Below are 23897 nucleotides of genomic sequence, written 5' to 3'. Positions count from 1 at the left end.
GCCCCTTTCCCGGTGACGTAGCTCAGACGGTTAGAGCGAGGGATTCATAACCCCTAGGTCGGCGGTTCGATTCCGCCCGTCACCACCATTCAACGCCCAACCCTCTCCGGTTGGGCGTTTTCATTTCCGGGCTCCGCGACACCACGCAGGGGGTCCGGCGCGGTTCTGCATGTGCCACGCCGTGGCGCCCCGGCGTCGTGATGCCGCCCAGTTCGGCTCTCTTTCCCCCCTCCGTTCTCTCGAAACCTGTGCCAACTGCTCCGCCGGAGCGCTTCAGCGGTCGCCTGCATCGCGACGACTCGCACCGTTCGGACGCCAGCCCAGGCGACGAGCCCCATCGGAAGAATCTCGCCGCACAACGCTTTGGGTTCACACGGCTAACGCTGATGTCCGCGCACCACGGACGGTGCGAATCCAGATCGCGAACGGAACCGGACTGAGAAGCGCGAGGCTGACGCATAACCGACATCGGAGGCGATCGACGAAATCGCGCGCTGCGTGGACTGCAGCATCATCATGGCATGAGACATGCGGGCATCGGCAAGCACGTCGCCGAACGTCGCACCCTCCGCGCTCAAGCGCCTGCGCAACGTGGTCTGGCTGACGGCGAGCTGCTCAGCCGCATGCGGGAGGGACCAGGGGGACGAAGGAGAGCGCGACACCATCAACCGCAGCCGCGCGACCATCGAACGGGGCTGGCTGGACGCCAGCGTGACGTTGCTCTCGTGCAGCCACAGAAGCAGTTCCGCGAGCGCGTGCCTGGCGAGTGCCGCGGAGACCTCGGCCTGACATTCGATGGCCCGGACTGCCCGGTCGACGGCGTCGGTGAAGATGCGGCTTGCCGACGGCATGTGGAACACTCCGGACAGCGGTCGCCTGGGCGGCTCGGGCTGCATCTCCGCCAGCAGGGCCGGGTCCCATACGATCCAGCGGGCTTCGTACAGGCCCTGCGGAGACAGCTGGTTGCGAATGTCGAGCGTCTGTCCGCCGGAAACCACCAGCACATCACCGCTGCGCGCAGTCCACTGGCGCGAGCCCAGCTTCAAGGTCTTGACGCCTTCTCTCAGCAGGATGAGGGCTGCGCTGTCGACCGCTACTTCGCTGAAGCGCAACGTACAGTGCTGCACGACGTTGGCGGTCACCCCCACTTCGGCGCGTGACGCCAGCGACCGATACGCCTGCCTCATACGCAATCACTCAGCCGTCGGCTCGTTCGGCAAGCGATGGATGGCGCACAACTTGTTCCCGTCGGGATCGCGCACATACGCCAGAAAGTAGCTGTGTGGCCCCAGGGTACGCGGTCCCGGCGGGTCCTCGATCGAGTGGCCGCCGTGCGCGATGGCAGTGTCGTGGAACGCACGGACTTGCTCGGGCGAGTCGCAGCGGAACGCCACCGTGCTGCCGTTGCCGGCAGTGGCGGGCTGGTCGTTGATCGGCTGGCTGATGCCCAGGGTCTGACCCTCGTGCCGGTAGAACAGCCGGTGGTGCCCGGAATTGGTGGTGCTGAGCGATGGGCCAGTGGTGCAACCAAGAATGGCGAGGACTCGGTCATAAAACTGTCTGGATCGCTCCAGATCGTTACTCCCCAACATGACGTGATTGAACATGGGTCTTCCTGCTGTTTTGACCTGGCCAGTGTAGAGGGCAGGCGCTCGTCAAAGTGTCCCCGTCCTGCGCAGGAAATGTGCCGAAATGTTCATCTGCCGTGCTCCGGCGGAAAAGCGAGCGGGTTCGTCGGGGACACTCCGCTACCAGGATGTCGCAACGAAAAACCCCGCTCTAAGGCGGGGTTCTTTCGTTGTGAGAGGGCTCAGGTCGACTGCTGCAACGCGGCGATGCGCACGTCCAGCGGCGGGTGGCTGGAGAACATCTGCGCGAACTTGCCGCCGCTGATGCCGAAGGCGGTCATGTTCTCCGGCAGGGTCGACTGTCCGTGTGCAGCCTTCAGGCGCTCCAGCGCCGCGATCATCTTGCGCTTTCCGGCGAGGTGGGCGCCGCCGGCGTCGGCGCGGAATTCGCGCTGCCGCGAGAACCAGGCGACGACCATCGACGCGAGGATGCCGAAGACGATCTGCAGCACGATCACGGTGATGTAGTAGCCCGGACCGATGCCGCGCTCGGTGCGGAATACCGCGCGGTCGATGACGTAGCCGGCAACGCGCGACAGGAACATCACGAAGGTGTTGAGCACGCCCTGCACCAGCGCCAGCGTGACCATGTCGCCGTTGGCCACATGGCTGACTTCATGGCCGAGCACGGCCTCGACCTCGTCCTGGCTCATGTTGTGCAGCAGGCCGGTGGACACGGCGACCAGTGCGGCGTTCTTGTTCATGCCCGTCGCGAACGCGTTGGGTTCCGGCGCGTCGTAGACGGCGACCTCGGGCATGCCGATGCCGGCGGCGCGCGCCTGGCGCTCCACGGTCTGCAGCAGCCACATTTCGGCCGAGCTCTTCGGCTGGGTGATGACCTGGGCGCCGGTGGCGCGCTTGGCCATCCACTTGGACATCGCCAGCGAGATGAACGAGCCGCCCATGCCGAAGATCGCGCTGAAGATCAGCAGCGCCTGCAGGTTGAGGCCTTCCTGGGTCAGGAAACGATCGACGCCGAAGATGCTGGCGACCACCGACAGCACGACGAGAACCGCGATGTTGGTCAGCAGGAACAGGGCGATGCGTTTCATGGCGCGAGGATGACTCTGGCTGGTGGATAAACCCTCGCCACGCCCGCCGTTGCGGGCATGACGATATGCCTACTTGCGGGCTTGGACCCGGAATTCAAGCACCGGGTTCGCGGCACGCGGATGACACGGGTTCAGGATACGGACTTGCCCGGCGCGATGGCGTTCATGCTGTCCACGCGCTGGAAGCCGCGCGGAAGGTGGCTGCCGCGACTGGCGCGCGAGCCGGTGTAGTGCTCCAGGTCCGAGGGCTTGAGCGTGAGCGTGCGCTTGCCGCAGACCAGCTCCAGGCTCGCCGCCGGCGGCACGACCGTCGCCGCGAGGATGCGGTCCTCGCCCTTGAGTGCGATGAGCTTGTTGCCCTTGCCCTTGGCCAGTTCCGGCAGCTCGCTCAGCGGGAACACCAGCAGGCGGCCTTCGGCGGTGGCCATGGCCAGCCGGTCGCTGGCCGGGTCACCGGCCCGCGCCGGCAGCAGGGTGCTGCCCTTGCCGGCATTGACCACGGCCTTGCCGGCGCGCTTGTTGGCTTCCAGGTCGCCGAGCCGGGCGACGAAGCCGTAGCCCTCGTCACCGCCGAGCACATAGCGGTCGTGCGCCTCGCCCATCATCAGGCCGACGATACGGCCGCCGTCCTGGATCTCCAGCCACTTGGTGACCGGCTCGCCCTGCGAGCGCGCGCTCGGCAGCTCGCGCGGGTTGAGCGTGTAGCAGCGGCCGTTGTGGTCGATGAGCACCAGCAGCTGGCTAGTCTTGCCCAGCACATGGCACTGGTATTCGTCGCCGGCCTTGTAGCTGAGCGCGGTGGGGTCGAGTTCATGTCCCTTGCCGGCACGGATCCAGCCGGCCTTGGACAGCACGACCGTGACCGGCTCGGCCGGCAGGATGTCCGCCGCCACCAGCGCCTGTGCCGGCGGCCTTGCGTTGACCGGGCAGCGCCGGTCGTCGCCGTACTTCTTGGCGTCTTCCTTGAGCTCGTCGCCGATCAGCTTGCGCAGCTTGTCGTCGTCGCCGAGCAGTTCCTCCAGGCGCATGCGCTCGGCGGCGAGCTCTTCCTGCTCGCCCTTGATCTTCATCTCCTCGATCTTCTGCAGGTGACGCAGCTTGAGGTCGAGGATGTAGTCGGCCTGGATCTCGGTCAGCGCGAAGGTGCGGATCAGGCTCGCCTTGGGATCATCCTCGTAGCGGATGATGCGGATCACCTCGTCGATGTTCAGATAGGCGATCAGCAGGCCTTCGAGCAGATGCAGGCGCTCGTTGACCTTGCCGAGACGATGGTTGAGGCGGCGCGTGACCGTCGCGAAGCGATACTCCAGCCACTCGCTGAGGATGTCCTTGAGGTTCTTGACCCGCGGCCGGCCGTCGAGGCCGATCATGTTGAGGTTGACGCGGTAGCTGCGTTCCAGATCGGTGGTCGCGAACAGGTGCGCCATCAGCTGCTCGGCATCCACACGGTTCGAGCGCGGCACGATGACCAGCCGCGTCGGGTTCTCGTGGTCGGACTCGTCGCGCAGATCCTCGACCAGCGGCAGCTTCTTCGCGCGCATCTGCTCGGCGATCTGCTCCAGCACCTTGGCGGGCGACACCTGGAACGGCAGGTGGGTGACGACGATGTCGCCGTCGTCCTCGCGCTCCCAGCGCGCCCGCGCGCGCACCTGGCCGTTGCCGGTCTGGTAGATCTTCAGCAGGTCGTGCGGCTCGGAGACGATTTCGCAAGACGTCGGGAAGTCCGGCGCCGGCACGAACTCGCAGAGCTTCTCGATGTGCGCGTTCGGATGCTTGAGCAAATGCAGGCAGGCCTGCACCAGTTCACGGATGTTGTGCGGTGGAATGTCCGTGGCCATGCCGACGGCGATACCGGTCGTGCCGTTGACCAGGATGTTCGGCAGCCGTGCCGGCAGCAGCTTGGGCTCTTCGAGCGTGCCGTCGAAATTCGGCGTCCAGTCGACCGTACCCTGCTCCAGCTCGCCGAGCAGCGCCGCCGCGTACGGCGTGAGCCGCGACTCGGTGTAGCGCATCGCCGCGAACGACTTCGGATCGTCCGGCGAGCCCCAGTTGCCCTGACCGTCGACCAGCGGATAGCGGTAGTTGAACGGCTGCGCCATGGTGACCATGGCCTCGTAGCAGGCCGAGTCGCCGTGCGGATGAAACTTGCCGATGACGTCGCCGACGGTGCGCGCCGACTTCTTGTGCTTCTGCCCGGCCGACAGGCCGAGTTCGGACATCGCGTAGACGATGCGTCGCTGCACCGGCTTGAGACCGTCGGCGATGTTCGGCAGCGCGCGGTCGAGCACGACGTACATCGAGTAGTCGAGGTAGGCCTTCTCGGCGAAGACGCGCAGCGGCAGGCGTTCGGTATCGGTGATGTCGGTCATCTTCTTCAGACCTCGGCGCGGTTGCCTTCGCGTTCCAGCCAGTCCTTGCGGTCGGAGGCGCGCTTCTTCGCGAGCAGCATGTCCATGACCTGCTCTGCAGGCGTGTCGTCGAGAGCAAGCTGCACCAGCCGCCGCGTGTCGGGCGTCATCGTCGTTTCGCGCAATTGCAGCGGATTCATTTCGCCAAGACCCTTGAAGCGGGTCACGCTGATCTTCGACTTGTTGCCTTCAGCGGCGAGGCGGTCGAGCACACCCTGCTTCTCCGATTCATCCAGCGCGTAGAACACCTGCTTGCCGGCGTCGATGCGGAACAGCGGCGGCATGGCGATGTAGATGTGCCCGGCCTCGACCAGTGGCCGGTAGTGCTTGAGGAACAGCGCGCACAGCAGCGTGGCGATGTGCAGGCCGTCGGAATCGGCGTCCGCGAGGACGCAGATCTTGCCGTAGCGCAGGCCGGAGATGTCGGCACTGCCCGGATCGACGCCAATGGCGACGCTGATGTTGTGGATCTCGTCGGACGCCAACGCCTCGTTGGCGTCGGCCTCCCAGGTATTCAGGATCTTGCCGCGCAGCGGCATGATTGCCTGGAACTCGCGGTCGCGCGCCTGCTTGGCGCTGCCGCCGGCGGAATCGCCTTCGACGAGGAACAGCTCGGTGCGTGAGACGTCGCTCTGCACGCAGTCGGCGAGCTTGCCCGGCAGTGCCGGGCCGGTCGTGATCTTCTTGCGCACGACCTGCTTGGCCAGCTTGAGCCGCGCATTGGCGCTGGCGATGACCAGCTGCGCGATCTGCTCGCCGGCCTCGGGATGCTGGTTGAGCCACAGGCTGAACGAGTCATGGACCACGCCGGACACGAAGGTCGCCGACTCGCGCGACGACAGGCGCTCCTTGGTCTGACCGGCGAACTGCGGGTCCTGCATCTTCACCGACAGCACGTAGGCGCAGTCCTGCCAGACATCCTCGGGCGCCAGCTTGAGACCGCGCGGCAGCAGGTTGCGGAACTCGCAGAATTCGCGGATCGCCTCGGTCAGGCCGGTGCGCAGGCCGTTGACGTGGGTGCCGCCCTGCGCGGTCGGGATCAGGTTGACGTAGCTCTCGGCAACCGGCTCACCACGTTGCCCTTCGGTGTTGAGCCACACCAGCGCCCACTCGGCCTCCTCGCGCGTCCCCTTGAAGTTGCCGATGAAGGGCTCGGCGGGCAGCGTCTCGGCATCGCCGAGCGCATCGCGCAGGTAATCGCGCAGGCCGTTCTCGTACTGCCAGATCGTGACCTCGCCGCTCGCGGCCTCGGTCAGCGTGACCTTGAGGTTCGGACACAGCACCGCCTTGGCGCGCAGCACCTGCTTGAGCCGCGGCAGCGAGAACTTCGGCGAATCGAAGTACTTCGCGTCCGGCCAGAAGTGCACTGTCGTGCCGCGCCGGTTCTTCGCGACGTTGCCGATCGGCTTGAGCTTGTCGACCACTTCGCCGCCGGCGAAGCCGATCTGGTACTCGGTGCCGTCGCGGCACACGCGCACCTCAAGCCGGGTGGACAGCGCGTTGACGACGGACACGCCGACGCCGTGCAGGCCGCCGGAGAACTGATACTGCTTGTTCGAGAACTTGGCGCCCGAATGCAGCTTGGTCAGGATCAGCTCGACACCGGTGACCTTGTGCACCGGATGCAGGTCCACCGGCATGCCGCGACCGTCGTCGGACACTTCCAGCGAACCGTCGGCGTGCAAGGTCACCGAGAGGTTCTTGCAGTAGCCCGCGAGGGCCTCGTCGACCGCGTTGTCGATGACCTCCTGCGCGAGATGGTTGGGCCGCGCGGTGTCGGTGTACATGCCGGGGCGCTTGCGCACGGGCTCGAGCCCCTGCAGCACCTCGATCGCTTCTGCGCTGTAGTTCGAATTGGCCATGTTCGGGACGTGAAAAGGCGCGCGGACACTAGCGGATGCCCGCCCCTGCGGCAACCCGGCTACACTGCCGCACGCCGCGCCGCAGGCTAGTGACTGTTCAGGCGCAGATATTACGATATTCGACAAATCATCACATCACTCCGGACGGGGTCATGGCCAAGAAAGCCGAAGCCGCAGTCGGGCCGGACGCCGATCCGGTGAGCCGCTTCGAAGACGCGATGAAGGAACTCGAGGGGATCGTCCAGGATCTCGAGCGCGGCGAGCTGAAGCTCGAAGAGTCGCTGCAGCTGTTCCGGCGCGGCATCGAACTCGCACGTCAGTGTCGCGGAGCGCTGGACGGCGCCGAACTCACGGTGCGCAACCTCCTCGAAGCGGACGCGCCCGGCGACGAGGCGCCGTGAGCCCCGACCCCGCCGACCCTGCCGCAGCGCTGATTGCCGGCTACCGCGAGCGGCTTGCCAAGGCCCTCGCCCAGCGGCTGCCGGCGGCCGGGCAGTATCCGGCGCGCCTGCACGAAGCCATGCGCTATGCCAGCGACGGCGGCAAGCGGCTGCGGCCGCTGCTGGTCTATCTGAGCGGTCGCGCCCTCGGCATCGACGCGCACCGCCTCGACGCCGCGGCCTGCGCCGTCGAGATGATCCATGTCTATTCGCTGGTCCACGACGATCTGCCGGCGATGGACGACGACGCCCTGCGCCGCGGGCGGCCGACCACGCACATTGCCTTCGACGAGGCCACGGCAATCCTGGTCGGCGACGCCCTGCAGACCCTGGCCTTCCAGACGCTGGCCGACGACGCGGCCGGCGGCCTGAGCGCCAGCCAGCGCCTGCGCATGGTCGCGATCCTCGCCCATGCCGCCGGCTCGCGCGGCATGGTCGGCGGCCAGGCGGTCGATCTCGAATCGGAGCACCGGCAGCTCACGCTCGCCGAACTCGAGGCCCTGCACATCCACAAGACCGGCGCGCTGATCCGCGCCTGCATGCAGATGGCCTGCGCCGCCGCGGACGACTGCCCCGCGGACGCGGCCCAGGCGCTCGACCGCTACGGCAAGTGCGTGGGCCTGGCCTTCCAGATCCAGGACGACGTGCTCGACGTCGAGGGCAGCGCCGACACGCTGGGCAAGACCGCGGGCAAGGATCACGCGAGCGGCAAATCGACCTATCCGGCCCTGCTCGGACTCGGGGCGGCGCGCCAGCGGGCCGAGGAGCTGTTTGCCCAGGCCCGCGAGGCGCTGGGCCTGCTCGGTACCCGTGCCGACGCCCTGCTCGCCTTCACCGAGGCGATTCGCCAGCGCGCCCACTGACCCGGTTTCTACTGCAGTGCAACAAGCCAGCCGTCATCGGCGATAATCGCCGCGCGGTTCGCACCAAAACAGCGCAAGGCGCATACTTTTCAGACGATGACTGACATCCCCGGATATGCCCTGCTCGGCGGCGTCAATGCGCCCGCAGACCTGCGCCGGCTGCCGGCGACCGAGCTGCCCGCGCTGGCGCTCGAAGTGCGCCGCTACCTGATCGAGACGCTGGGGCGCATCGGCGGCCACTTCGCCGCCAACCTGGGCACGGTCGAACTGTCGATCGCCCTGCACCGCGCCTTCGACACCCCGCACGACCGCCTCGTCTGGGACGTGGGCCATCAGGCCTATCCGCACAAGATGCTGACCGGACGCCGCGCACGCCTGGAGACGATCCGCCGGCTCGGCGGCCTCGCGCCGTTCTGCCATCGCGCGGAAAGCGAGTACGACACCTTCGGCGTCGGTCATTCGTCGACGTCGATCTCCGCAGCCGCCGGCATGGCCGCCGCCGTGCGCGTCAAGAACGAGAAGCGCAGGGTGGTTGCCGTCATCGGCGACGGCGGCATGACCGCGGGCATGGCCTTCGAGGCGCTGAACCACGCCGGACACCTGAAGCTCGACATGCTCGTGATCTACAACGACAACGACATGTCGATCTCCGAGAACGTCGGCGCGCTGCGCAATCATTCGGCGCGGCTGCTGCGCCGGCTCGGCATCGACGCCCCGCACAAGCAGCGTCCGGCGTCCGAGGACCACAACGAAGCGCATCTGGACAATCCCGGCGCGATCTTCGAAACGCTGGGCTTCGGCTACCACGGCCCGGTGGACGGTCACGACCTCGACGCGCTCGGCGCCGCGCTGGAGCGGCTCAGGGATGCCTCCGGCCCGCAGCTGCTGCACGTGGTCACTGTCAAGGGCAAGGGCTTCGACCCGGCCGAGCTCGACCCGATCAAGTACCACGGCGTCACCCAGTTCGACCCTGTCACTGGCGCCTTCCCGCGGAAGAAGACCGCGGGCGCCCCCAGCTACACCCAGGTGTTCGGCCAGTGGCTGTGCGAGGCCGCGGCCGCCGACCCCGCGGTGGTGGCGATCACGCCGGCGATGCGCGAAGGCTCGGGGCTGGTCGACTATGCCCAGCGTTTCCCGGAACGCTACTTCGATGTCGGCATCGCCGAGCAGCATGCCGTCACCCTCGCCGCGGGACTGGCGTGCGAAGGCCTCAAGCCGGTCTGCGCGATCTACTCGACCTTCCTGCAGCGCGGTTACGACCAGCTGATCCACGACGTCGCCATACAGAACCTGCCGGTGCTGTTCGCCCTGGACCGCGGCGGTCTGGTCGGCGCCGACGGTGCGACCCACCACGGCGCCTACGATTTCTCCTACCTGCGCTGCATTCCGAACCTGGTCGTGATGGCGCCGTCGGACGAGAACGAATGCCGGCGCATGCTCGCAACCGGCCTGACGCTGCAACAGCCCAGCGCCGTCCGCTATCCGCGCGGCAACGGCAGCGGCGTCGCCTGCGATACCGAAGCCCGCCCGCTCGCGGTCGGCAAGGGCCGCATCCTGCGCGAGGCGCACGGCCGCCGCCGCCCGCGTGTGGCGATTCTCGCCTTCGGCGCGATGGTGCAACCGGCGCTCGAAGCCGCCGAGATCTTCGACGCGGTCGTCGCCGACATGCGCTTCGTCAAGCCGCTCGACACCGAGCTGATCCTCGAACTCGCCAACGAGAACGACCTGCTGGTCACGCTGGAAGACAATGCCCGCCTCGGCGGCGCCGGTTCCGCCGTCAACGAAGTGCTGGTCGCCCAGCATCACACCGTGCCGGTGCTCAACCTCGGCCTGCCCGACCAGTTCATCGAGCACGGCACGCGCGAGGAGCTGCTGGCCCAGTGCGGCCTCGACACCGCCGGCATCCAGCGCGCCGTCGCCAAACGCCTGCGCTCGCGCGACCTCGACCGGCCGAGCAGCGCGCAGAGCGCCTGAGACTCCTCAGGCGCTCACCGCCAGCCGCTCGCTGCGATACAGGCGTACGGCCAGCGCAGCGAACAGTCCGGAGAGCAGGACTGTCGTCGCACTGCACGCCGCGATGTATGCGACCGGGACCTCCTCGCCGCGCACGAGCTCCCCGATCAACGCGCTCTGGCCGAACAGCGGTGTCAGATACATCCACAGCGCCGGTTTCATCGGGTTGACGACCAGCACGAGGCTGGGCACGGCCGGCAGCAGGATCAGGAACTGCAGGTAGGTCTGCGCTTCGCGGAAGGACTTGGCCATTGCCGCGACGACCGTCTGGGTGGAGGCTGCGAGCAGGGCGATCGGCAGCACCGTCAGCATGATCGAGACGGCAGTCACCGCCGGCAGCTGCAGACTGAAACCGGCGACGTCTGCCGGAATCATGCCCAGGCTGACGACGAACGCCAGCACGCAGATCAGCAGCGACGCCGCGGCATAGGCACTGGTGGCCAGCAGTTTGCCGAACATGATCTGGGCACGCGATACGGGCGTGATCAGCAGCGGTTCGAGCGACTGGCGCTCGCGCTCGCCCGAGGTCGTGTCGATGGCGAGATACATGCCGCCGACGAAGGCCGACAGGATCAGGAAGTACGGCAGCATCGCCATGATCATGCCGGTGCGGCTCTGCGGCGTGGACAGGTCCCGGTCCACGACCGCGACCGGGGTGACGATCTGCGGTGCGATGCCGCGCACCTGCAGGCGCAGCGTCGCCACGGTGCTGGCGTACTGCTGCAGCAGCGCGCGCGTACGCTCGACAGTCGCGCCGGTGTGCGTGCGGCTGGCGTCGAAGAGCAGGTCCACCGGCGCCGGCTTGCCGGCCTGCCAGTGCTCCGCGTAGCGGGAGCCGATGCGCAGCACGACATCCTCGCGCTGCTCGCGAATGGCCGCTTCCGCGTCGCCCGGCGCCGGCCGCACGATGACGCCCTGCCGCTCCAGATGGCGCACGAGGTTCGGCGCATGCTCGGCGCCGACGATCGCCAGTTCCAGCGGTTTCTCGAGCTTCTCGCGCTGCTGGACCATGATGAAGCTGATCAGCACCGCGAACAGCACCGGACCGACCAGCGGCCCGTACAGCAGTGCCGAGGCCAGCGTGCGACGGTCGCGCGCATTCTCGCGCACCTCCTTGGAGAAGACCGTGATCCACGCGCGGCGCGATGCGGCGACGTTGCCCGTCGAAATGGTCATGCGAGCAACCCCTCTCCCGAACCGATGGCCGTCACGAACGCATCCTCCAGCGAGCTTGCGCCCGTAGTCTGTAAAAGTTCTTCGGCGGAGCCGCTGGCGACGACACGGCCATGCGCGATCACGACGATGTGGTCGCACAGGGCGGCGACCTCCTGCATGATGTGACTCGACAGCACGACGCAGCGCCCTTCATCGCGCAGGGCGCGCAGGTAGTGCCGCAGGCTGCGCGTCGCCATGACATCGAGGCCGTTCGTGGGCTCATCGAGCACGATGTTGCGCGGCTCGTGAACCAGGGCGCGGGCGATCGCGGTCTTGACGCGCTGGCCCTGCGAGAAGCCCTCGGCACGACGATGTTCGATGTCGCGCATGTCCAGGCGCTCGATCAAGGCATCCGCGCGCCGGCGCAGTGTTTCGCGATCGAGTCCCTGCAGTCGCCCGAAGTACTCGATGTTCTCGCGCGCCGTGAAGCGCTTGTACAGACCCCGCGCATCCGGCAGCACGCCGAGGCGTTGGCGCGCACCGACCGGGTCGGCCAGGGCATCGACATCGTCGATGCGGATGCTCCCGGCGTCCGGCTTGAGCAGCGTGTAGAGCATGCGCAGCGTGGTGGTCTTGCCGGCCCCGTTCGGGCCGAGCAGGCCGGTGATCCGGGCGTCCGCAGCCGCGAACGATACGCCGTCGACGGCCTGCACGGCACCGAAGGCGCGGCGCAGACCCCTGATCTCGATCATGGTGCGAATCCGTTGTAGTCGAGGAAGAAGGGCATCGTGCCGAGGCTGTCGACACAGCCGGGGTCCAGACCCGCGGCATCCGCAGTGTCGATGAACTCGGACACGAGCCGCGGCAGGCAGCCGCGCGGCATGACGATATGCCCCTGCCCGGGCGCGACGATGCGCCGGCTGCTGCTGAGCGTCTGCGCGATCTCGTCGCCGTAGCGCGGCGGCGTCACCGGGTCGAACTCGCCGGAGAGGATCAGCACCGGCTTGTCCGATCGCAGCGGCCGCTTGAAATCCTCCGGCAGGCGGCCGCGCGGCCAGACGTCGCACTGCGCGATCACGGCCTCGGTCAGCATCGAGCCGAGCAGCGTCCCGTCATCCTCCGCCTGCGGCCCCAGGAACGGTAGATCCTCGGTGCAGGTCACCGTCAGCTCCATGCCATGCGCCAGCTTGTCGCCGAGGGTGCGCAGCAGCATGCCGAACTGTGCGACCAGCGCCTGCGGCCGCCCCTGCCCCGCCTCGGCGAGCAACAGCGGCAGCAGCGACGCGGATTCGGGCTGGTAGGAAAAAAGGCGCACGATGCCGGCCAGCGTTCCGCGCGTCAGCTCGCCCTGCTGCAGGGTGAAATCGACCGGATCGGGATACCCGGTCGCCATCGGCGCGCGTGCCAGGCGCTCGCGCAGCTGTCGCAGCAACTGCGCGGGGCGGCCGTAGCGCTCACGGCAGCCGGCATCCGCTGCACAAGTGGCGAACAGGCGCTCGATCGCGTCGTCGAGGTTGCGCGCATGATCCTGGGTCAGCGCGAGCGTCGGCGGCACGACACCGTCGACGACGACCGTGCGGATTGCCTGTGGATGGCGGCGCAGGTACTCGAGCGCCACGCGCGTACCGTAGGACCCGCCGATCAGGTTGAGCTGCGCGATGCCCAGTGCCGAGCGCACCTGTTCCAGATCGAGGATGTAGTCCGACGTCGTGTAGTACCGGACATTGGCGCGCCCGGCAAGGTCGTCGAGGCAGCGATTCGCCATGCGCCGCAGTTCGGCCGGCTCCGGCGTCAGCTGCAGCTCGGATTCGGCGAGATCGCAGGCCAGCCGGTTGGACGATCCGGTGCCGCGCTGGTCGACGAGCAACACTTCGCGATCGCGGTTGAGCGGTGCGAAGGCCGCGCGCATCGACACGTAGGCATCCACCGCCGACTGGCCGGGCCCGCCCGCCAGCAGCACCACGGGATCGTCGTGTCGACGTGCCTGACGAGCTTCGACGCGGACCACGCGCAGCTCGATCTGGCGTCCCTGCGGCTCGTCGTGGTTTTCCGGCACGGCAAAGTCGGCGCACTGCGCCTCGACGCGCGGAACACCGTGACCGTCGACCAGGTCGCAGTCGGCGAACGTCAGCGGCCCCTGCGCGCGGGCGGCGGGCAACGGCATTGCCCACAGCAGCGCCGCGGCGACCAGCAAGCGCATCATGGTCGCTGCTCCGGCCGTTCCAGGCGTTGCCGGACGGCCAGCTCGATCAGCGGCCAGACCTTCTCGAAGAACAGCTCGGTGAAACGCATGCACAGCATCGCAACGACGATCAGGGCAGCGAAGAGGATGTCGGTCATGGTGTTCCTTGGCATTTGTCCGGGCCTGCGGGCCTCAGGACGGGTCGAATAGATCCTCGATGCGGCAATCGAACAGTGCGGCGAGCGCGAAGGCCAGCGGCAGACTCGGATCGTACTTGCCGGTCTCGATCGCGTTGACGGTCTGTCTGGAAACGCCGAGGCGCTCGGCCAGATCCTGCTGCGTCCAGCCGGTCTGCTGGCGGCACTCGCGAACGCGGTTCTTCACCGGTAGCGACGCCGGGCCTTGAAGTAGCCGAGCGCAAAGCCGGCGCCGAGCACACCGAGCAGCCACAGCGGCGAGATCCGCCCGAGACCCCCGACCTCTTCGAGCAGCCAGACGCTGATGATGGCGGCACCCGTGAGCCACAGCGCGGCCAGCGACGCTTCGAGGTAGATGGCACGCTGCAGTTCATCGAAGCGGCGCAGCTGCCGCAACTCGATCCAGAACGCTGCGGCTGCGGCGGCGAAGAACGGCAGCATCGCCGGCAGACGCCAGAGGCTGTCATCAGGCAGCCGGCGCATCACGGCCGCGGTCAACAGGACCACGCCCAGGTAGATCAGCAGCCAGATCCCGCTTTCGCGCCAGTAACGTCGGTCGTACATGCGCCGCCTCGTGTCAAGCAAACTTGACAAACAGACTAGGAGCGACGACTCGCCATGTCAAGCGTCCTTTACACCACCGGCATTCCAGGCCAGGTGTTCGCGCAAGCGCACGACCTCGCCGACGATGAGCAGGCTCGCTCCCTTGAGACCGGCCGCCTCGACGCGCTGCGGCAGATCGCCCAGGGTGCCGACGACCACCCGCTGCGACGGCGACGTCCCCTCCTCGACCATCGCCGCCGGCCACTGCGGCGGCAGCCCGTGCACGATCAGTTCGGCACACAACGCCGGCAGCGTGTGCAAGCCCATGTAGACGACGACGGTCTGCCCGCGTCGTGCCAGCTGGTCCCAGTGCAAATCCAGCGTGCCGTCCTTGCGCGCATGACCGGTGACGAAGACACAGGACTGGGCGTGGTCGCGATGGGTCAGCGGAATTCCGGCATACGCGGCGCAGCCGCTGGCCGCGGTGATGCCCGGCACCACCTGGAACGGAATGCCGTGCGCCATCAGCGTGTCGATCTCCTCGCCGCCGCGACCGAAGATGAAGGGATCGCCGCCCTTGAGCCGCAGCACGCGCAGCCCCTGCTGCGCCAGCCGCACCAGTTCGGCGTTGATCTGCTCCTGCGGCACGGCGTGCTGGCTGCGTGCCTTGCCGACGAACAGACGCCGCGCATCGCGCCGTACCAGGTCCAGGACCTGTGGCGAGATGAGCCGGTCGTGCAGCACGACGTCACACTGCTGCATCAGACGCAGTGCCTTGAAGGTCAGCAGGTCGGGATCGCCGGGCCCCGCGCCGACCAGCCAGACCTCGCCGACCGCAGGCCGGTCCTGCAGTGCCGCCTGCAGGCCGGCCTCGGCGCCCGCCTCGTCGCCGGCCAGCACCCGCTCGGCGGCCGGGCTGTCGAGGAACCGTTCCCAGACGCCGCGCGCTTCGCCCTGCACCGTCGCATCGCGCACCGCCTCGCGGTGCCGCTGCATGAACCCGGCGAGCCGGCCATAGGCCGCCGGCAGCCAGGTCTCGATGCGCTCGCGCAGGCGCCGCGCCAGCACCGGGGCGGCACCGCCACTCGAGATCGCGACCAGCATTGGCGCACGGTCGACGATGGCCGGCGTGATGAAGCGGCTCAGCGCCACGTCGTCGACGACGTTCACGGCAACGCCCGCGGACTCCGCCACCGCGGCGACGCGCGCATTGAGGTCGCGATCGCCGGTTGCGGCGATCACCAGACGGCAGCCGTGAAGCTGAGCGTCGGAAAACGCCCGGGCCTGATGCACGGCCCTGCCCGACGCACAGGCCTCGGCCACGTCGCCGGCCAGTTCGGCGGCGACGATCTCGACGCGCGCTCCGGCACGCAGCAGCAGCCGCAGCTTGCGCCCGGCCACCTCGCCGCCGCCCACCAGCAGCACGCGCTGATCCCGCAGCTTGAGGAAGACCGGGTAGTAGGGCCAGGCCGGTTCGGTCATGAGTCGATCGCGATGCGGCGGCGTCGCCACGGAGTCGCTATTCTGCCACCGCACCGCCGGTCTCCAGGGACTGATAACGCCATGAAGCTTCGCCAACTTCGCTATATCCACGAGGTCGCGCAACGCGGCCTGAACGTCACGGCTGCCGCCGAGGCCCTGTTCACGTCCCAGCCCGGCGTCAGCAAGCAGATCCGGCTGCTCGAGGAGGAGCTCGGTGTCGACATCTTCGTGCGCAGCGGCAAGCACCTGTCCGAGATCACGCCGGCCGGCCAGCGTATTCTGGAGTACACGAGGCGCCTGCTGGGGGAAGTCGAGAACATCGAGCGCATCGCCGAGGAGTTTCACGACAGCGATCGCGGCGACCTGTCGATCGCCACGACGCATACCCAGGCACGCTACGCCCTGCCGCCGGTGATCCATGCCTTCCGCAAGCGCTACCCGAAGGTGACGCTGCATCTGCATCAGGGGTCGCCGCCGCAGATCGCCAAGCTGGCCGCCGACGGCCAGGCCGACTTCGCCATCGCCACCGAGGCGATGCACCACTTCGACAGCCTGGTGATGCTGCCCTGCTACCGCTGGAACCGCTGCGTGCTGGTGCAGCCGGATCATCCGCTGGCGCAGATCAAGCGACTGGAGCTGACCGATATCGCCAAGTATCCGATCGTCACCTACACCTTCGGCTTCACCGGCCGCTCGAAGCTCGACCAGGCGTTCGCGGCGCACGGACTCAAGCCGGATGTCGTGCTGACCGCCGTCGATGCCGACGTGATCAAGACCTATGTGCGCCTGGGATTGGGCATCGGCATCATCGCCGGCATGGCCTGGGACGAACGCAGCGATCGCGACCTCGTGCGTCTGCCCGTCGACCACCTGTTCGAGGCCAGCACGACGCACATCGGCTTCCGCCGCGGCCTGTTCCTGCGCGGCTACATGCACGATTTCATCGAGATCTTCGCGCCGCACCTGACCCGCGCACTGGTCGACGAGATCGGCGCAGTGGCCGAGGCCGAAGAGCGGCGCCGCCTCGTGCGTGAGCGCATCCCGCAGGTGCCGGCGTCAGGCTGAACGTCCTGACCGATGCCTGGCACCCGGCAGCGCCGGGCGCCAGGGTCGCACCGGACAACGCAACCGCGATGCCGGGTCAGCGTGACTCGATGACCACGTAGGCGCAGACCAGGCCGCCGTCGTCGCTGAGCGAGACGTGGACGCCGCCGACGCCATCGCGTTCGAGCCGTGCCTGCATGGTGTCGCTGAAAATCATCCGCGGACGCCCGTTGGCGGCGCGCACGACACCCGCATCACTCCACTTGATGCCGGAAAACCCTGTGCCCAGCGCCTTGACGAAGGCCTCCTTTGCGGCGAAGCACATCGCCAGCGCCCGGGCGGTATGGGTGCGCTGACGGACCTCCGCCAGCTCGGCCTCGCTCAACATGCGGGTCAGCAGGCGGTCGCCGTGACGCGCCAGCGCCTTCTCCACGCGCTCGATGCGCAGGATGTCGACGCCGATGCCGTAGATGCCGCTCATTCGAGCCCCAGCCGGGCGCTGTTCATGGCGCGTCGCATCTCGGCGATCGCTGCGGGCAGACCGATGAACAGCGCGCGCGCGACGACGCTGTGTCCGATGTTGAGCTCGACGATCGGCTCGATCCGCGTGATCGCGCCGACGTTGTCCAGGTTCAGGCCGTGCCCGGCATGGACCTCGAGCCCCGCCCGTTGCGCCTTCTCGGCGAAGCGCGCAATGCGTGCGAGTTCCGATTGCTGACGGCGTCCGCGCACCTCCGCGTAGCGCCCGGTGTGAATCTCGACATGCGGCGCGCCGCTGGCGATGGCCGCATCGAGCTGCGCCGGATCGGGATCGATGAACAGGGCCACCTCGATTCCGGCGCGGGCCAGTCGCGCACACGCCGCGCCGACCGCCCGACGCTGGCCGGCGACGTCGAGTCCACCCTCGGTCGTCAGCTCCCGCCGCCGCTCGGGCACGAGGCAGGCGAAGCGCGGCTTGACGCGGCAGGCGAAGGCGAGCATCTCCTCGGTGATCGCCATCTCCAGATTGATCGGCACCGGGCAGCGCGCCTTGAGTCGGCGCACGTCGTGCTCCTGGATGTGGCGACGATCCTCGCGCAGATGGATGGTGATGCTGTCGGCGCCGGCCGCTGCCGCGATCAGCCCGGCCTCGACCGGATCGGGGTAGTCGGTCCCGCGGGCCTGGCGCACGGTGGCGACATGGTCGACGTTGACGCCGAGGCGGATGGCGGTGGTGGGCGAAGACGGCATCCGGAGGGTTTCCCAGTGCATTGAGAGGACGAAGATAGCCGATGCGCGGGCGACGCGATGTCACTCACTGCGATCGGCGCAGCTCGCGCAGCAGGCGCGCCGAGGTCAGTTCGCGATCGCCGAGGTGGGCACGCAACGCCGTACGCAGGACCCGACGCGCGTCGCGCAGCACCTCGATCGAATCGAAGCGCTCGTCGCGCAAGGCGATCAGGCTCGCACCGGAAATGCCGTCACCGTCCGCGATCGGGCCACTGTCCGGCTCATAGCGGTAGCGGCGTCGGGGATCGAGCGACAGTGGCAGGTTCAGGGCGTACCCCAGATCGGCCAGCAGGCGCTTCTCGAACAGGCGCAGCGCGATCTGGGCCTGCACGTCCTCATCCGTCAGCTGCGGCAACAGCGTTTCGTACAGCGCGTACAGCACCGGATGCGGATCGTCGCGCGGCAGCAGCCGCAGCAGCAGTTCATTGAGATACCAGCCGTAGAAGATGCGCTCGCCGGACAGCGGCACCGCCGGTCCGCGCGGCTCGGCGGCACGCAAGGTTCCCAGCTCGCCCGCCGCGCGCCACGACAGCAGCATCGGAGCAAAGCTCTGCAGGGCCGCGCCGAGGCGGGACTTTCGCGCACGCACGCCGCGTGCAACCAGTCCGATCCGCCCATGGTGCAGCGTCAGGACCTCCAGCAGCCGGCTGCTGTCGCGGTACGGTCGCTGCGACAGGATGAAGGCGGGTTCGAGATCGACACTGTGGCGGCTCATGTCGGGCCCGCAGCAGGCGGATCAATCGTCCCCGGACAGGCCGAAACGGCGCAATGCCTTCGGATCATCGCTCCAGTTCTCGCGCACCTTGCACCAGAGCTTGAGAAACAGCCGCCGGCCGAAGCTGCGCTCCAGCTCGCGCCGCGCCGCGGTACCGACCTTCTTCAGCGTCTCGCCGTTCTCGCCGATCACGATCTTCTTCTGCCCCTCCCGCTCGACCCAGACGATCGCGCTGATGCGATCGAGTCCGGCCTCGCGTTCGTAGTGCTCGACCTCCACGGTGAGCGCGTAGGGCAGCTCCTGGTGGAGACTGCGGATCAGCTTTTCGCGAATCACCTCGGCAACGGTGAACGCATCGTCGTGCGCGACGACCTGCCCCTGCGGATACAGCGGCGGCCCCTCCGGCAGCGCCTTCAGGATCTCGTCACGCAAGGCCACGAGGTTGTCGCGCTTGAATGCGGACACCGGCACGATGAAGCGGTAGTCGCGCATCGCGGCCAGCCGCTGCAGCTCCGGCAGCAGCGCGCTGCGGTCATTGATGCGGTCGACCTTGTTGACGACCAGGGCGACCGGGACATTGCGCGACACCAGCCTGTCGAACACCGCCTGATCCTCCGGTGTCCAGCGACCCGCCTCGATGACGAACAGCACAAGATCGACATCGTGCAGGGCGCCGGCGGCAGCCTCGTTCATCACGCGGTTCAGCGCGCGCTTCTGCAGGAGGTGCAGGCCCGGCGTGTCGACGAAGACGATCTGGTCGTCGCCGGCATGCAGCACGCCCTGCACGCGATGGCGAGTCGTCTGCGGCTTGTGCGAGACGATACTCACCTTGCGGCCGACGAGCGCGTTGAGCAGCGACGACTTGCCGACGTTGGGGCGCCCCGCGATCGTGACGATGCCGCTACGCATTGGCAGGCTCGGTGAGGGCGATGACGCCCCAACGTCGGCAGAGGTCGACATGACCATCACGGGCACAGGCGCAAGCGCCGGTGCAGGGGCGCCCCGCAACCGTGACGATGCCGCTACGCATGGCCCGGCGGGGCCTCCATCCGTTCCAGCATCGCCGCCGCGGCCTGCTGCTCGGCGACACGGCGGCTGCCGGCCTGCGCGAAGGTACTGCTGTCGTCATCGGCAAGGCTGCAACTCACCGAGAAGCGCCGCGCGTGCGCGGGTCCCTCCTCGGCGAGCACTTCGTAGCGCGGAAGCGGTCGCGATCGCGCCTGCAACCACTCCTGCAGGCGCGTCTTCGGGTCCTTAAGCGACTCGGCATCCGGGAGTTGCTCGAGCAGGGGGGCGAACAGGCGCAGCGTAGCGGCACGCGCGGCATCGAAGCCGCCATCGAGGTGGATCGCGCCGAGCACGGCCTCGAAGGCATCGGCGAGGATCGAATCGCGCCGGAACCCGCCGGACTTGAGCTCGCTCTCGCCGAGCCGCAGGACCTCACCCAGATCGAGCTCGCGCGCCAGACGTGCGAGCGACTCTTCGCGCACCAAGCTTGCACGCAGGCGCGACAACGCGCCCTCCTCCGCCGTCGGCTTGGTCGCATGCAGCACCTCGGCCACGATGAAGTTCACCAGCGCGTCGCCGAGAAACTCGAGTCGCTCGTTGTTGCGACTGCCGATGCTGCGATGGGACAGCGCGCGCTCCAGCAATGCCGCGTCGGCAAACCGGTAGGCAAGTCGCTGCTGCAGTCGGTCCAGCGGATCGGTCAAGACTGTACGTTGGCGAGCTGCACGTCGTCCTGAAAATCGATGACGATCGAGATGTTGTAGAACAGCCGCTCGCGCGCTTCGTATTCGTAGCTCAGGAAGCGGCCGTTGGCGGTGCGCTTGACCTTGATGTCGCGTGGCTGAAGGTAGTTGATGTCTTCGATGTCCCAGAAGCGCTGAAGATCGCGGCGCAACTCGTGAAGCTCGGCGCGACCGTTGCTCGGGTCGGACGCGACCTTGTTGATCGAGCTGGCGATCTTCATCTGGTTCAGGTAGATCGGCAGGCACTTGACGACGACGATCGCCGTGAAGGCAATCACGCCCAGCACGAACAGCAGCCCGAACCAACCGAGTCCCCTCTGACGGCTTCGCATGTGCATGCTCATCCCCTTGCGTAACGCGGCTATCTGATGACGGTGCCGATGCGGGAAAAATCGATCCGGGTGTCGGCACCGTTCCACGACATCCAGATGAAGAAGGCCTTGCCGACGAGGTTGCGGGCCGGAACCGTGCCCCAGCGCCGACTGTCGTCGGAGCCGTCTCGATTGTCGCCCATCATGAAGTACTCGCCCTCCGGCACGACGATCTCGAAGTCGTCGGCCGGGCGGCCCGGATTGACCAGCACATGGTGCTCGATACCGGTGAGATTCTCGCGCATGCGGTAGACCACTCCGGGCGGCGGCAGGCCCGGCGCAGTATAAACACCGTCGGCTTCGATCGGCGCCGGCTCGCCGTTCACGAAGAGGCGCTTGTCGCGATAGGCCACGCGATCGCCGGGTAGGCCGATCACCCGTTTGATGAAGTCCTTGCTCGGATCGACCGGCCAGCGGAACACCACGATGTCGCCCCGCTCCGGCTCGCTTCCGCCGGTGAACTTCGTGTGCAGCACCGGATCACGCAGGCCGTAGGCGAACTTGTTGACGAGGATGAAATCCCCGACCAGCAGCGTCGGGATCATCGAGCCGGAGGGAATGCGGAAAGGTTCGACGACGAACGACCGCACGACCAGGACGACGAAGATCACCGGGAAGAACGAGACGCAGAAGTCGACGAATGCGCCCGGCTTGACGACGCCGACCCGCTGCTCGCGGCGTGGCGCGAGCCACCACCGGTCCATCGCCCAGACGACGCCGGTCACGAACGTCAGCGCCGTGAGGATCACTGCGAAATCGATGTGAAAATCCGACATGCCGGTCCCTTCGAGTCCTACTTCTTGCGATCGACGCCGAGCACCGCCAGGAAGGCTTCCTGCGGAATCTCGACATTGCCCACGGCCTTCATGCGCTTCTTGCCTTCCTTCTGCTTCTCGAGCAGCTTGCGCTTGCGGCTGACGTCGCCACCGTAGCACTTGGCGATCACGTCCTTGCGCAAGGCCTTGACCGTCGTACGGGCGATGATCTTCGAGCCGATCGCCGCCTGGATGGCGATATCGAACATCTGCCGGTGGATCACGTCCTGCATGCGCTCACACAGGTCGCGCCCGCGCGGATAGGCGGCATCGCGGTGCACGATCGTGGCCAGGGCGTCCACGCGGTCGCCGTTGACCAGGACGTCGAGCTTGACCAAGTCGCCGGCCTGGAAACGGACGAACTCGTACTCGAACGAGGCGAACCCGCGCGAAACGCTCTTCAGGCGGTCGAAGAAGTCGAGCACGACTTCGGCGAGCGGCATCTCGATCTCCATCTGCACCTGCGACCCGAGGTAGCGCAGGTTCTTCTGGACACCACGCTTTTCCATGCACAGCTGCATGACCGGCCCGACGTAGTCGGGCGGCATCAGGATGCGCGCGTCGATGATCGGCTCGCGCACCTCGTCGATCGAGCCCGGCTCGGGCAGCTCGGCCGGGTTGTCGACCTTGATGATCTCGCCGTCGGACTTGAGGACCTCGTAGACCACCGACGGGGCCGTCGTGATCAGGTTGAGGTTGTATTCACGCTCCAGCCGCTCCTGGACGATGTCCATGTGCAGCATGCCGAGAAAGCCGATGCGAAAACCGAACCCGAGCGCGGTCGAGCTTTCCGGCTCGAACTGCAGGGCCGAGTCGTTGAGCCGCAGCTTCTGCAGCGATTCGCGGAAATCCTCGAAGTCGTCGGCGTCGACCGGAAACATGCCGGCGAAGACCCGCGGCTGGACCTGACGGAAACCGGGGAGCGGCGCTTCGCAGGGTCGCGCAGCCAGTGTCAGCGTGTCGCCGACCGGCGCACCGAAGATGTCCTTGATGCCGGCGACGATGAAACCCACCTCGCCGCACTCGAGACGATCCTTGAACAGACGCTTGGGCGCGTTGACGCCGAGCATCGTGATCTCGTGGTCGCGGCCGGTAGACATCACCCGGATCTTGTCGCCCTTGGCCAGACCCGTGCCGTTGACGATGCGCACGAGCGAGACGACGCCCAGGTAGTTGTCGAACCAGGAATCGATGATCAGTGCCTGCAGGCGCGCTTCGGGATCGCCCTTGGGCGGCGGCAGCTTGTGCACCACGGCCTCGAGCACGTCCGGCACGTTGAGGCCGGTCTTCGCCGACACCCGCAGCGCGTCGACGGCCGGCACGCCGATGATTTGCTCGATCTCGTCGCAGACGCGTTCAGGCTCGGCGTTCTGCAGGTCGATCTTGTTGAGCACCGTCAGTACTTCGAGATTCTGCTCGATCGCCGTGTAGCAGTTGGCGACCGACTGCGCCTCGACGCCCTGGGAGGCATCGACGACCAGCAGCGCACCCTCGCAGGCCGCCAGCGAACGCGACACCTCGTAGGAGAAGTCCACGTGCCCCGGCGTGTCGATCAGGTTGAACTGGTACAGCTCGCCATCCTGCGCCCGGTAGTGCAATTGCACCGACTGCGCCTTGATGGTGATGCCGCGCTCGCGCTCGATCGGGTTGTTGTCCAGCACCTGCTGGGTCATCTCGCGCTGCTCGAGACCGCCGGTGAGCTGGATGAAGCGATCCGCGAGCGTCGATTTGCCGTGATCGATATGCGCGATGATGCAGAAATTTCGGATGTGATCCTGACGCACGGATGGGGGCTGTCTGAAAGGCGGTGCGCCGGACGCGCGGGTCGCGGGGCCGGGCTGGAACAAAACCCGCGCAGTATACCGGTTCAGCCCCCGTTCCCGGGGGTCAGCACCGCGGGGTCGAAGACCCCTTCGCCGAGCACCTCGCCGGCCTCGTCGAGCAGGACCGGGATGCGCCGTCCGTACCGCATCCGCCATTCGCCGCGGTCATCCACGCAGGCGTGTTCGATGCGGTACCGGCCGGCATCGGGGTGGGCGTGGAGCGCCGCCTCGAACACCTCGCAGAGGTGGCAGTCCGGCCGCCCGAGCAGCAACAACTGGCGCAC

Annotated in this window: 25 protein-coding genes and 1 tRNA gene; 5 read left to right on the top strand and 21 right to left on the bottom strand. The window is 67.5% G+C overall.

Annotated elements, in window-relative coordinates:
- Positions 1–11 precede the first annotated feature (11 nt).
- Positions 12–88 (top strand) — tRNA-Met (locus C8D93_RS00600).
- A gap of 289 nt (positions 89–377) precedes the next feature.
- Here the strand turns inward: C8D93_RS00600 and C8D93_RS00595 are convergent.
- The 5 genes from C8D93_RS00595 to parE all read right to left on the bottom strand — a co-directional run bounded on the left by C8D93_RS00595 (position 378) and on the right by parE (position 6950).
- Positions 378–1142: a helix-turn-helix transcriptional regulator gene (locus tag C8D93_RS00595; protein ID WP_170123834.1), complete on the bottom strand. Its 765-nt coding sequence runs from the start codon at positions 1140–1142 to the stop codon at positions 378–380.
- A gap of 51 nt (positions 1143–1193) precedes the next feature.
- Positions 1194–1607: a VOC family protein gene (locus C8D93_RS00590; RefSeq protein ID WP_110263233.1), complete on the bottom strand. Its 414-nt coding sequence runs from the start codon at positions 1605–1607 to the stop codon at positions 1194–1196.
- Positions 1608–1810: 203 nt separating this feature from the next.
- Positions 1811–2680 (bottom strand): protease HtpX, encoded by an 870-nt coding sequence (gene htpX, locus C8D93_RS00585; RefSeq protein WP_110263232.1) that lies wholly within the window; start codon positions 2678–2680, stop codon positions 1811–1813.
- A 131-nt stretch (positions 2681–2811) separates the two neighbouring features.
- Entirely contained in the window at positions 2812–5049 is a 2238-nt protein-coding gene (parC, locus tag C8D93_RS00580; protein WP_110263231.1) for a DNA topoisomerase IV subunit A, read from the bottom strand.
- A gap of 5 nt (positions 5050–5054) precedes the next feature.
- Positions 5055–6950, bottom strand: coding sequence for a DNA topoisomerase IV subunit B (gene parE / locus C8D93_RS00575; protein WP_110263230.1), 1896 nt, complete (start codon positions 6948–6950; stop codon positions 5055–5057).
- A gap of 152 nt (positions 6951–7102) precedes the next feature.
- Here parE and xseB point away from each other — a divergent pair, with 152 nt between their 5' ends.
- The 3 genes from xseB to dxs all read left to right on the top strand — a co-directional run bounded on the left by xseB (position 7103) and on the right by dxs (position 10227).
- Positions 7103–7351, top strand: a complete 249-nt coding sequence (gene xseB / locus C8D93_RS00570) for an exodeoxyribonuclease VII small subunit (RefSeq protein WP_110263229.1) — start codon at positions 7103–7105, stop codon at positions 7349–7351.
- On the top strand, positions 7348–8253 hold the full coding sequence (locus C8D93_RS00565; protein ID WP_211307130.1) for a polyprenyl synthetase family protein: 906 nt from the start codon (positions 7348–7350) through the stop codon (positions 8251–8253). The genes xseB and C8D93_RS00565 overlap by 4 nt, the downstream gene beginning before the upstream one ends.
- Positions 8254–8349: 96 nt before the next feature.
- Positions 8350–10227, top strand: coding sequence for a 1-deoxy-D-xylulose-5-phosphate synthase (dxs, locus tag C8D93_RS00560; RefSeq protein ID WP_110263228.1), 1878 nt, complete (start codon positions 8350–8352; stop codon positions 10225–10227).
- Between the two features lie 6 nt (positions 10228–10233).
- Here dxs and C8D93_RS00555 read toward each other — a convergent pair whose 3' ends face one another.
- Genes C8D93_RS00555 through cysG form a run of 7 tightly spaced genes read right to left on the bottom strand, consistent with a single transcriptional unit; the run spans position 10234 to position 15825 of the window.
- Positions 10234–11442: an ABC transporter permease gene (locus C8D93_RS00555; protein ID WP_110263227.1), complete on the bottom strand. Its 1209-nt coding sequence runs from the start codon at positions 11440–11442 to the stop codon at positions 10234–10236.
- A complete protein-coding gene (locus C8D93_RS00550) occupies positions 11439–12173 on the bottom strand; it encodes an ABC transporter ATP-binding protein (protein ID WP_110263226.1) in 735 nt (244 codons plus the stop codon). The genes C8D93_RS00555 and C8D93_RS00550 overlap by 4 nt, the downstream gene beginning before the upstream one ends.
- Positions 12170–13624 carry an alpha/beta hydrolase gene (locus tag C8D93_RS00545; protein ID WP_110263225.1) on the bottom strand — a complete coding sequence of 485 codons (1455 nt, stop codon included), beginning with the start codon at positions 13622–13624 and terminating at the stop codon, positions 12170–12172. Before C8D93_RS00545 ends, C8D93_RS00550 begins: the two co-directional genes overlap by 4 nt.
- Positions 13621–13761 (bottom strand): hypothetical protein, encoded by a 141-nt coding sequence (locus C8D93_RS20545; RefSeq protein WP_170123833.1) that lies wholly within the window; start codon positions 13759–13761, stop codon positions 13621–13623. Before C8D93_RS20545 ends, C8D93_RS00545 begins: the two co-directional genes overlap by 4 nt.
- 34 nt (positions 13762–13795) lie before the next feature.
- The gene (locus C8D93_RS00540; protein WP_110263224.1) at positions 13796–13987 is read right to left on the bottom strand and encodes a type II toxin-antitoxin system RelB family anti-toxin; all 192 of its coding nucleotides are present in this window, start codon (positions 13985–13987) and stop codon (positions 13796–13798) included.
- On the bottom strand, positions 13984–14364 hold the full coding sequence (locus C8D93_RS00535) for a hypothetical protein (RefSeq protein ID WP_110263223.1): 381 nt from the start codon (positions 14362–14364) through the stop codon (positions 13984–13986). The genes C8D93_RS00540 and C8D93_RS00535 overlap by 4 nt, the downstream gene beginning before the upstream one ends.
- Before the next feature lie 57 nt (positions 14365–14421).
- Positions 14422–15825: a siroheme synthase CysG gene (gene cysG, locus C8D93_RS00530; protein ID WP_110263798.1), complete on the bottom strand. Its 1404-nt coding sequence runs from the start codon at positions 15823–15825 to the stop codon at positions 14422–14424.
- 81 nt (positions 15826–15906) lie between these two features.
- Between cysG and cysB the strand changes: the two genes are divergently transcribed.
- Complete coding sequence (cysB, locus tag C8D93_RS00525) at positions 15907–16890, top strand: HTH-type transcriptional regulator CysB (protein WP_110263222.1); 984 nt, start codon at positions 15907–15909, stop codon at positions 16888–16890.
- Between the two features lie 76 nt (positions 16891–16966).
- Here cysB and acpS read toward each other — a convergent pair whose 3' ends face one another.
- The 9 genes from acpS to C8D93_RS00480 all read right to left on the bottom strand — a co-directional run bounded on the left by acpS (position 16967) and on the right by C8D93_RS00480 (position 23897).
- Positions 16967–17350, bottom strand: coding sequence for a holo-ACP synthase (acpS, locus tag C8D93_RS00520; protein ID WP_110263221.1), 384 nt, complete (start codon positions 17348–17350; stop codon positions 16967–16969).
- On the bottom strand, positions 17347–18099 hold the full coding sequence (gene pdxJ / locus C8D93_RS00515; RefSeq protein WP_110263220.1) for a pyridoxine 5'-phosphate synthase: 753 nt from the start codon (positions 18097–18099) through the stop codon (positions 17347–17349). The genes acpS and pdxJ overlap by 4 nt, the downstream gene beginning before the upstream one ends.
- 64 nt (positions 18100–18163) lie before the next feature.
- Entirely contained in the window at positions 18164–18853 is a 690-nt protein-coding gene (gene recO, locus C8D93_RS00510) for a DNA repair protein RecO (RefSeq protein WP_110263219.1), read from the bottom strand.
- 21 nt (positions 18854–18874) lie between these two features.
- A complete protein-coding gene (era, locus tag C8D93_RS00505) occupies positions 18875–19762 on the bottom strand; it encodes a GTPase Era (RefSeq protein WP_110263218.1) in 888 nt (295 codons plus the stop codon).
- A 113-nt stretch (positions 19763–19875) separates the two neighbouring features.
- The gene (gene rnc / locus C8D93_RS00500) at positions 19876–20565 is read right to left on the bottom strand and encodes a ribonuclease III (protein WP_110263217.1); all 690 of its coding nucleotides are present in this window, start codon (positions 20563–20565) and stop codon (positions 19876–19878) included.
- Entirely contained in the window at positions 20562–20942 is a 381-nt protein-coding gene (locus C8D93_RS00495; protein ID WP_245903770.1) for a DUF4845 domain-containing protein, read from the bottom strand. The genes rnc and C8D93_RS00495 overlap by 4 nt, the downstream gene beginning before the upstream one ends.
- 23 nt (positions 20943–20965) lie before the next feature.
- Positions 20966–21751 carry a signal peptidase I gene (gene lepB, locus C8D93_RS00490; protein ID WP_110263216.1) on the bottom strand — a complete coding sequence of 262 codons (786 nt, stop codon included), beginning with the start codon at positions 21749–21751 and terminating at the stop codon, positions 20966–20968.
- Between the two features lie 17 nt (positions 21752–21768).
- A complete protein-coding gene (gene lepA / locus C8D93_RS00485; RefSeq protein WP_110263215.1) occupies positions 21769–23574 on the bottom strand; it encodes a translation elongation factor 4 in 1806 nt (601 codons plus the stop codon).
- A gap of 83 nt (positions 23575–23657) precedes the next feature.
- The gene (locus C8D93_RS00480; RefSeq protein ID WP_170123832.1) at positions 23658–23897 is read right to left on the bottom strand and encodes a glutaredoxin family protein; all 240 of its coding nucleotides are present in this window, start codon (positions 23895–23897) and stop codon (positions 23658–23660) included.

The sequence above is a fragment of the Sinimarinibacterium flocculans genome, assembly GCF_003201205.1.
GTDB classification, from domain to species: Bacteria; Pseudomonadota; Gammaproteobacteria; order Nevskiales; family Nevskiaceae; genus Solimonas; species Solimonas flocculans.
The sequence above is the reverse complement of the archived record's forward strand: the minus strand, read 5'-3'. Positions and strand labels throughout refer to the sequence as shown.

Bases quoted from the DNA above. Each gene is read 5' to 3' on its own strand.
- C8D93_RS00590 (WP_110263233.1), bottom strand. From the start codon at position 1,607: ATGTTCAATCACGTCATGTTGGGGAGTAACGATCTGGAGCGATCCAGA.
- htpX (WP_110263232.1), bottom strand. From the start codon at position 2,680: ATGAAACGCATCGCCCTGTTCCTGCTGACCAACATCGCGGTTCTCGTC.
- parC (WP_110263231.1), bottom strand. From the start codon at position 5,049: ATGACCGACATCACCGATACCGAACGCCTGCCGCTGCGCGTCTTCGCC.
- parE (WP_110263230.1), bottom strand. From the start codon at position 6,950: ATGGCCAATTCGAACTACAGCGCAGAAGCGATCGAGGTGCTGCAGGGG.
- xseB (WP_110263229.1), top strand. From the start codon at position 7,103: ATGGCCAAGAAAGCCGAAGCCGCAGTCGGGCCGGACGCCGATCCGGTG.
- dxs (WP_110263228.1), top strand. From the start codon at position 8,350: ATGACTGACATCCCCGGATATGCCCTGCTCGGCGGCGTCAATGCGCCC.
- C8D93_RS00555 (WP_110263227.1), bottom strand. From the start codon at position 11,442: ATGACCATTTCGACGGGCAACGTCGCCGCATCGCGCCGCGCGTGGATC.
- C8D93_RS00550 (WP_110263226.1), bottom strand. From the start codon at position 12,173: ATGATCGAGATCAGGGGTCTGCGCCGCGCCTTCGGTGCCGTGCAGGCC.
- C8D93_RS00545 (WP_110263225.1), bottom strand. From the start codon at position 13,624: ATGATGCGCTTGCTGGTCGCCGCGGCGCTGCTGTGGGCAATGCCGTTG.
- C8D93_RS20545 (WP_170123833.1), bottom strand. From the start codon at position 13,761: ATGACCGACATCCTCTTCGCTGCCCTGATCGTCGTTGCGATGCTGTGC.
- C8D93_RS00535 (WP_110263223.1), bottom strand. From the start codon at position 14,364: ATGTACGACCGACGTTACTGGCGCGAAAGCGGGATCTGGCTGCTGATC.
- cysG (WP_110263798.1), bottom strand. From the start codon at position 15,825: ATGACCGAACCGGCCTGGCCCTACTACCCGGTCTTCCTCAAGCTGCGG.
- cysB (WP_110263222.1), top strand. From the start codon at position 15,907: ATGAAGCTTCGCCAACTTCGCTATATCCACGAGGTCGCGCAACGCGGC.
- acpS (WP_110263221.1), bottom strand. From the start codon at position 17,350: ATGAGCGGCATCTACGGCATCGGCGTCGACATCCTGCGCATCGAGCGC.
- pdxJ (WP_110263220.1), bottom strand. From the start codon at position 18,099: ATGCCGTCTTCGCCCACCACCGCCATCCGCCTCGGCGTCAACGTCGAC.
- recO (WP_110263219.1), bottom strand. From the start codon at position 18,853: ATGAGCCGCCACAGTGTCGATCTCGAACCCGCCTTCATCCTGTCGCAG.
- era (WP_110263218.1), bottom strand. From the start codon at position 19,762: ATGCGTAGCGGCATCGTCACGATCGCGGGGCGCCCCAACGTCGGCAAG.
- C8D93_RS00495 (WP_245903770.1), bottom strand. From the start codon at position 20,942: ATGCACATGCGAAGCCGTCAGAGGGGACTCGGTTGGTTCGGGCTGCTG.
- lepB (WP_110263216.1), bottom strand. From the start codon at position 21,751: ATGTCGGATTTTCACATCGATTTCGCAGTGATCCTCACGGCGCTGACG.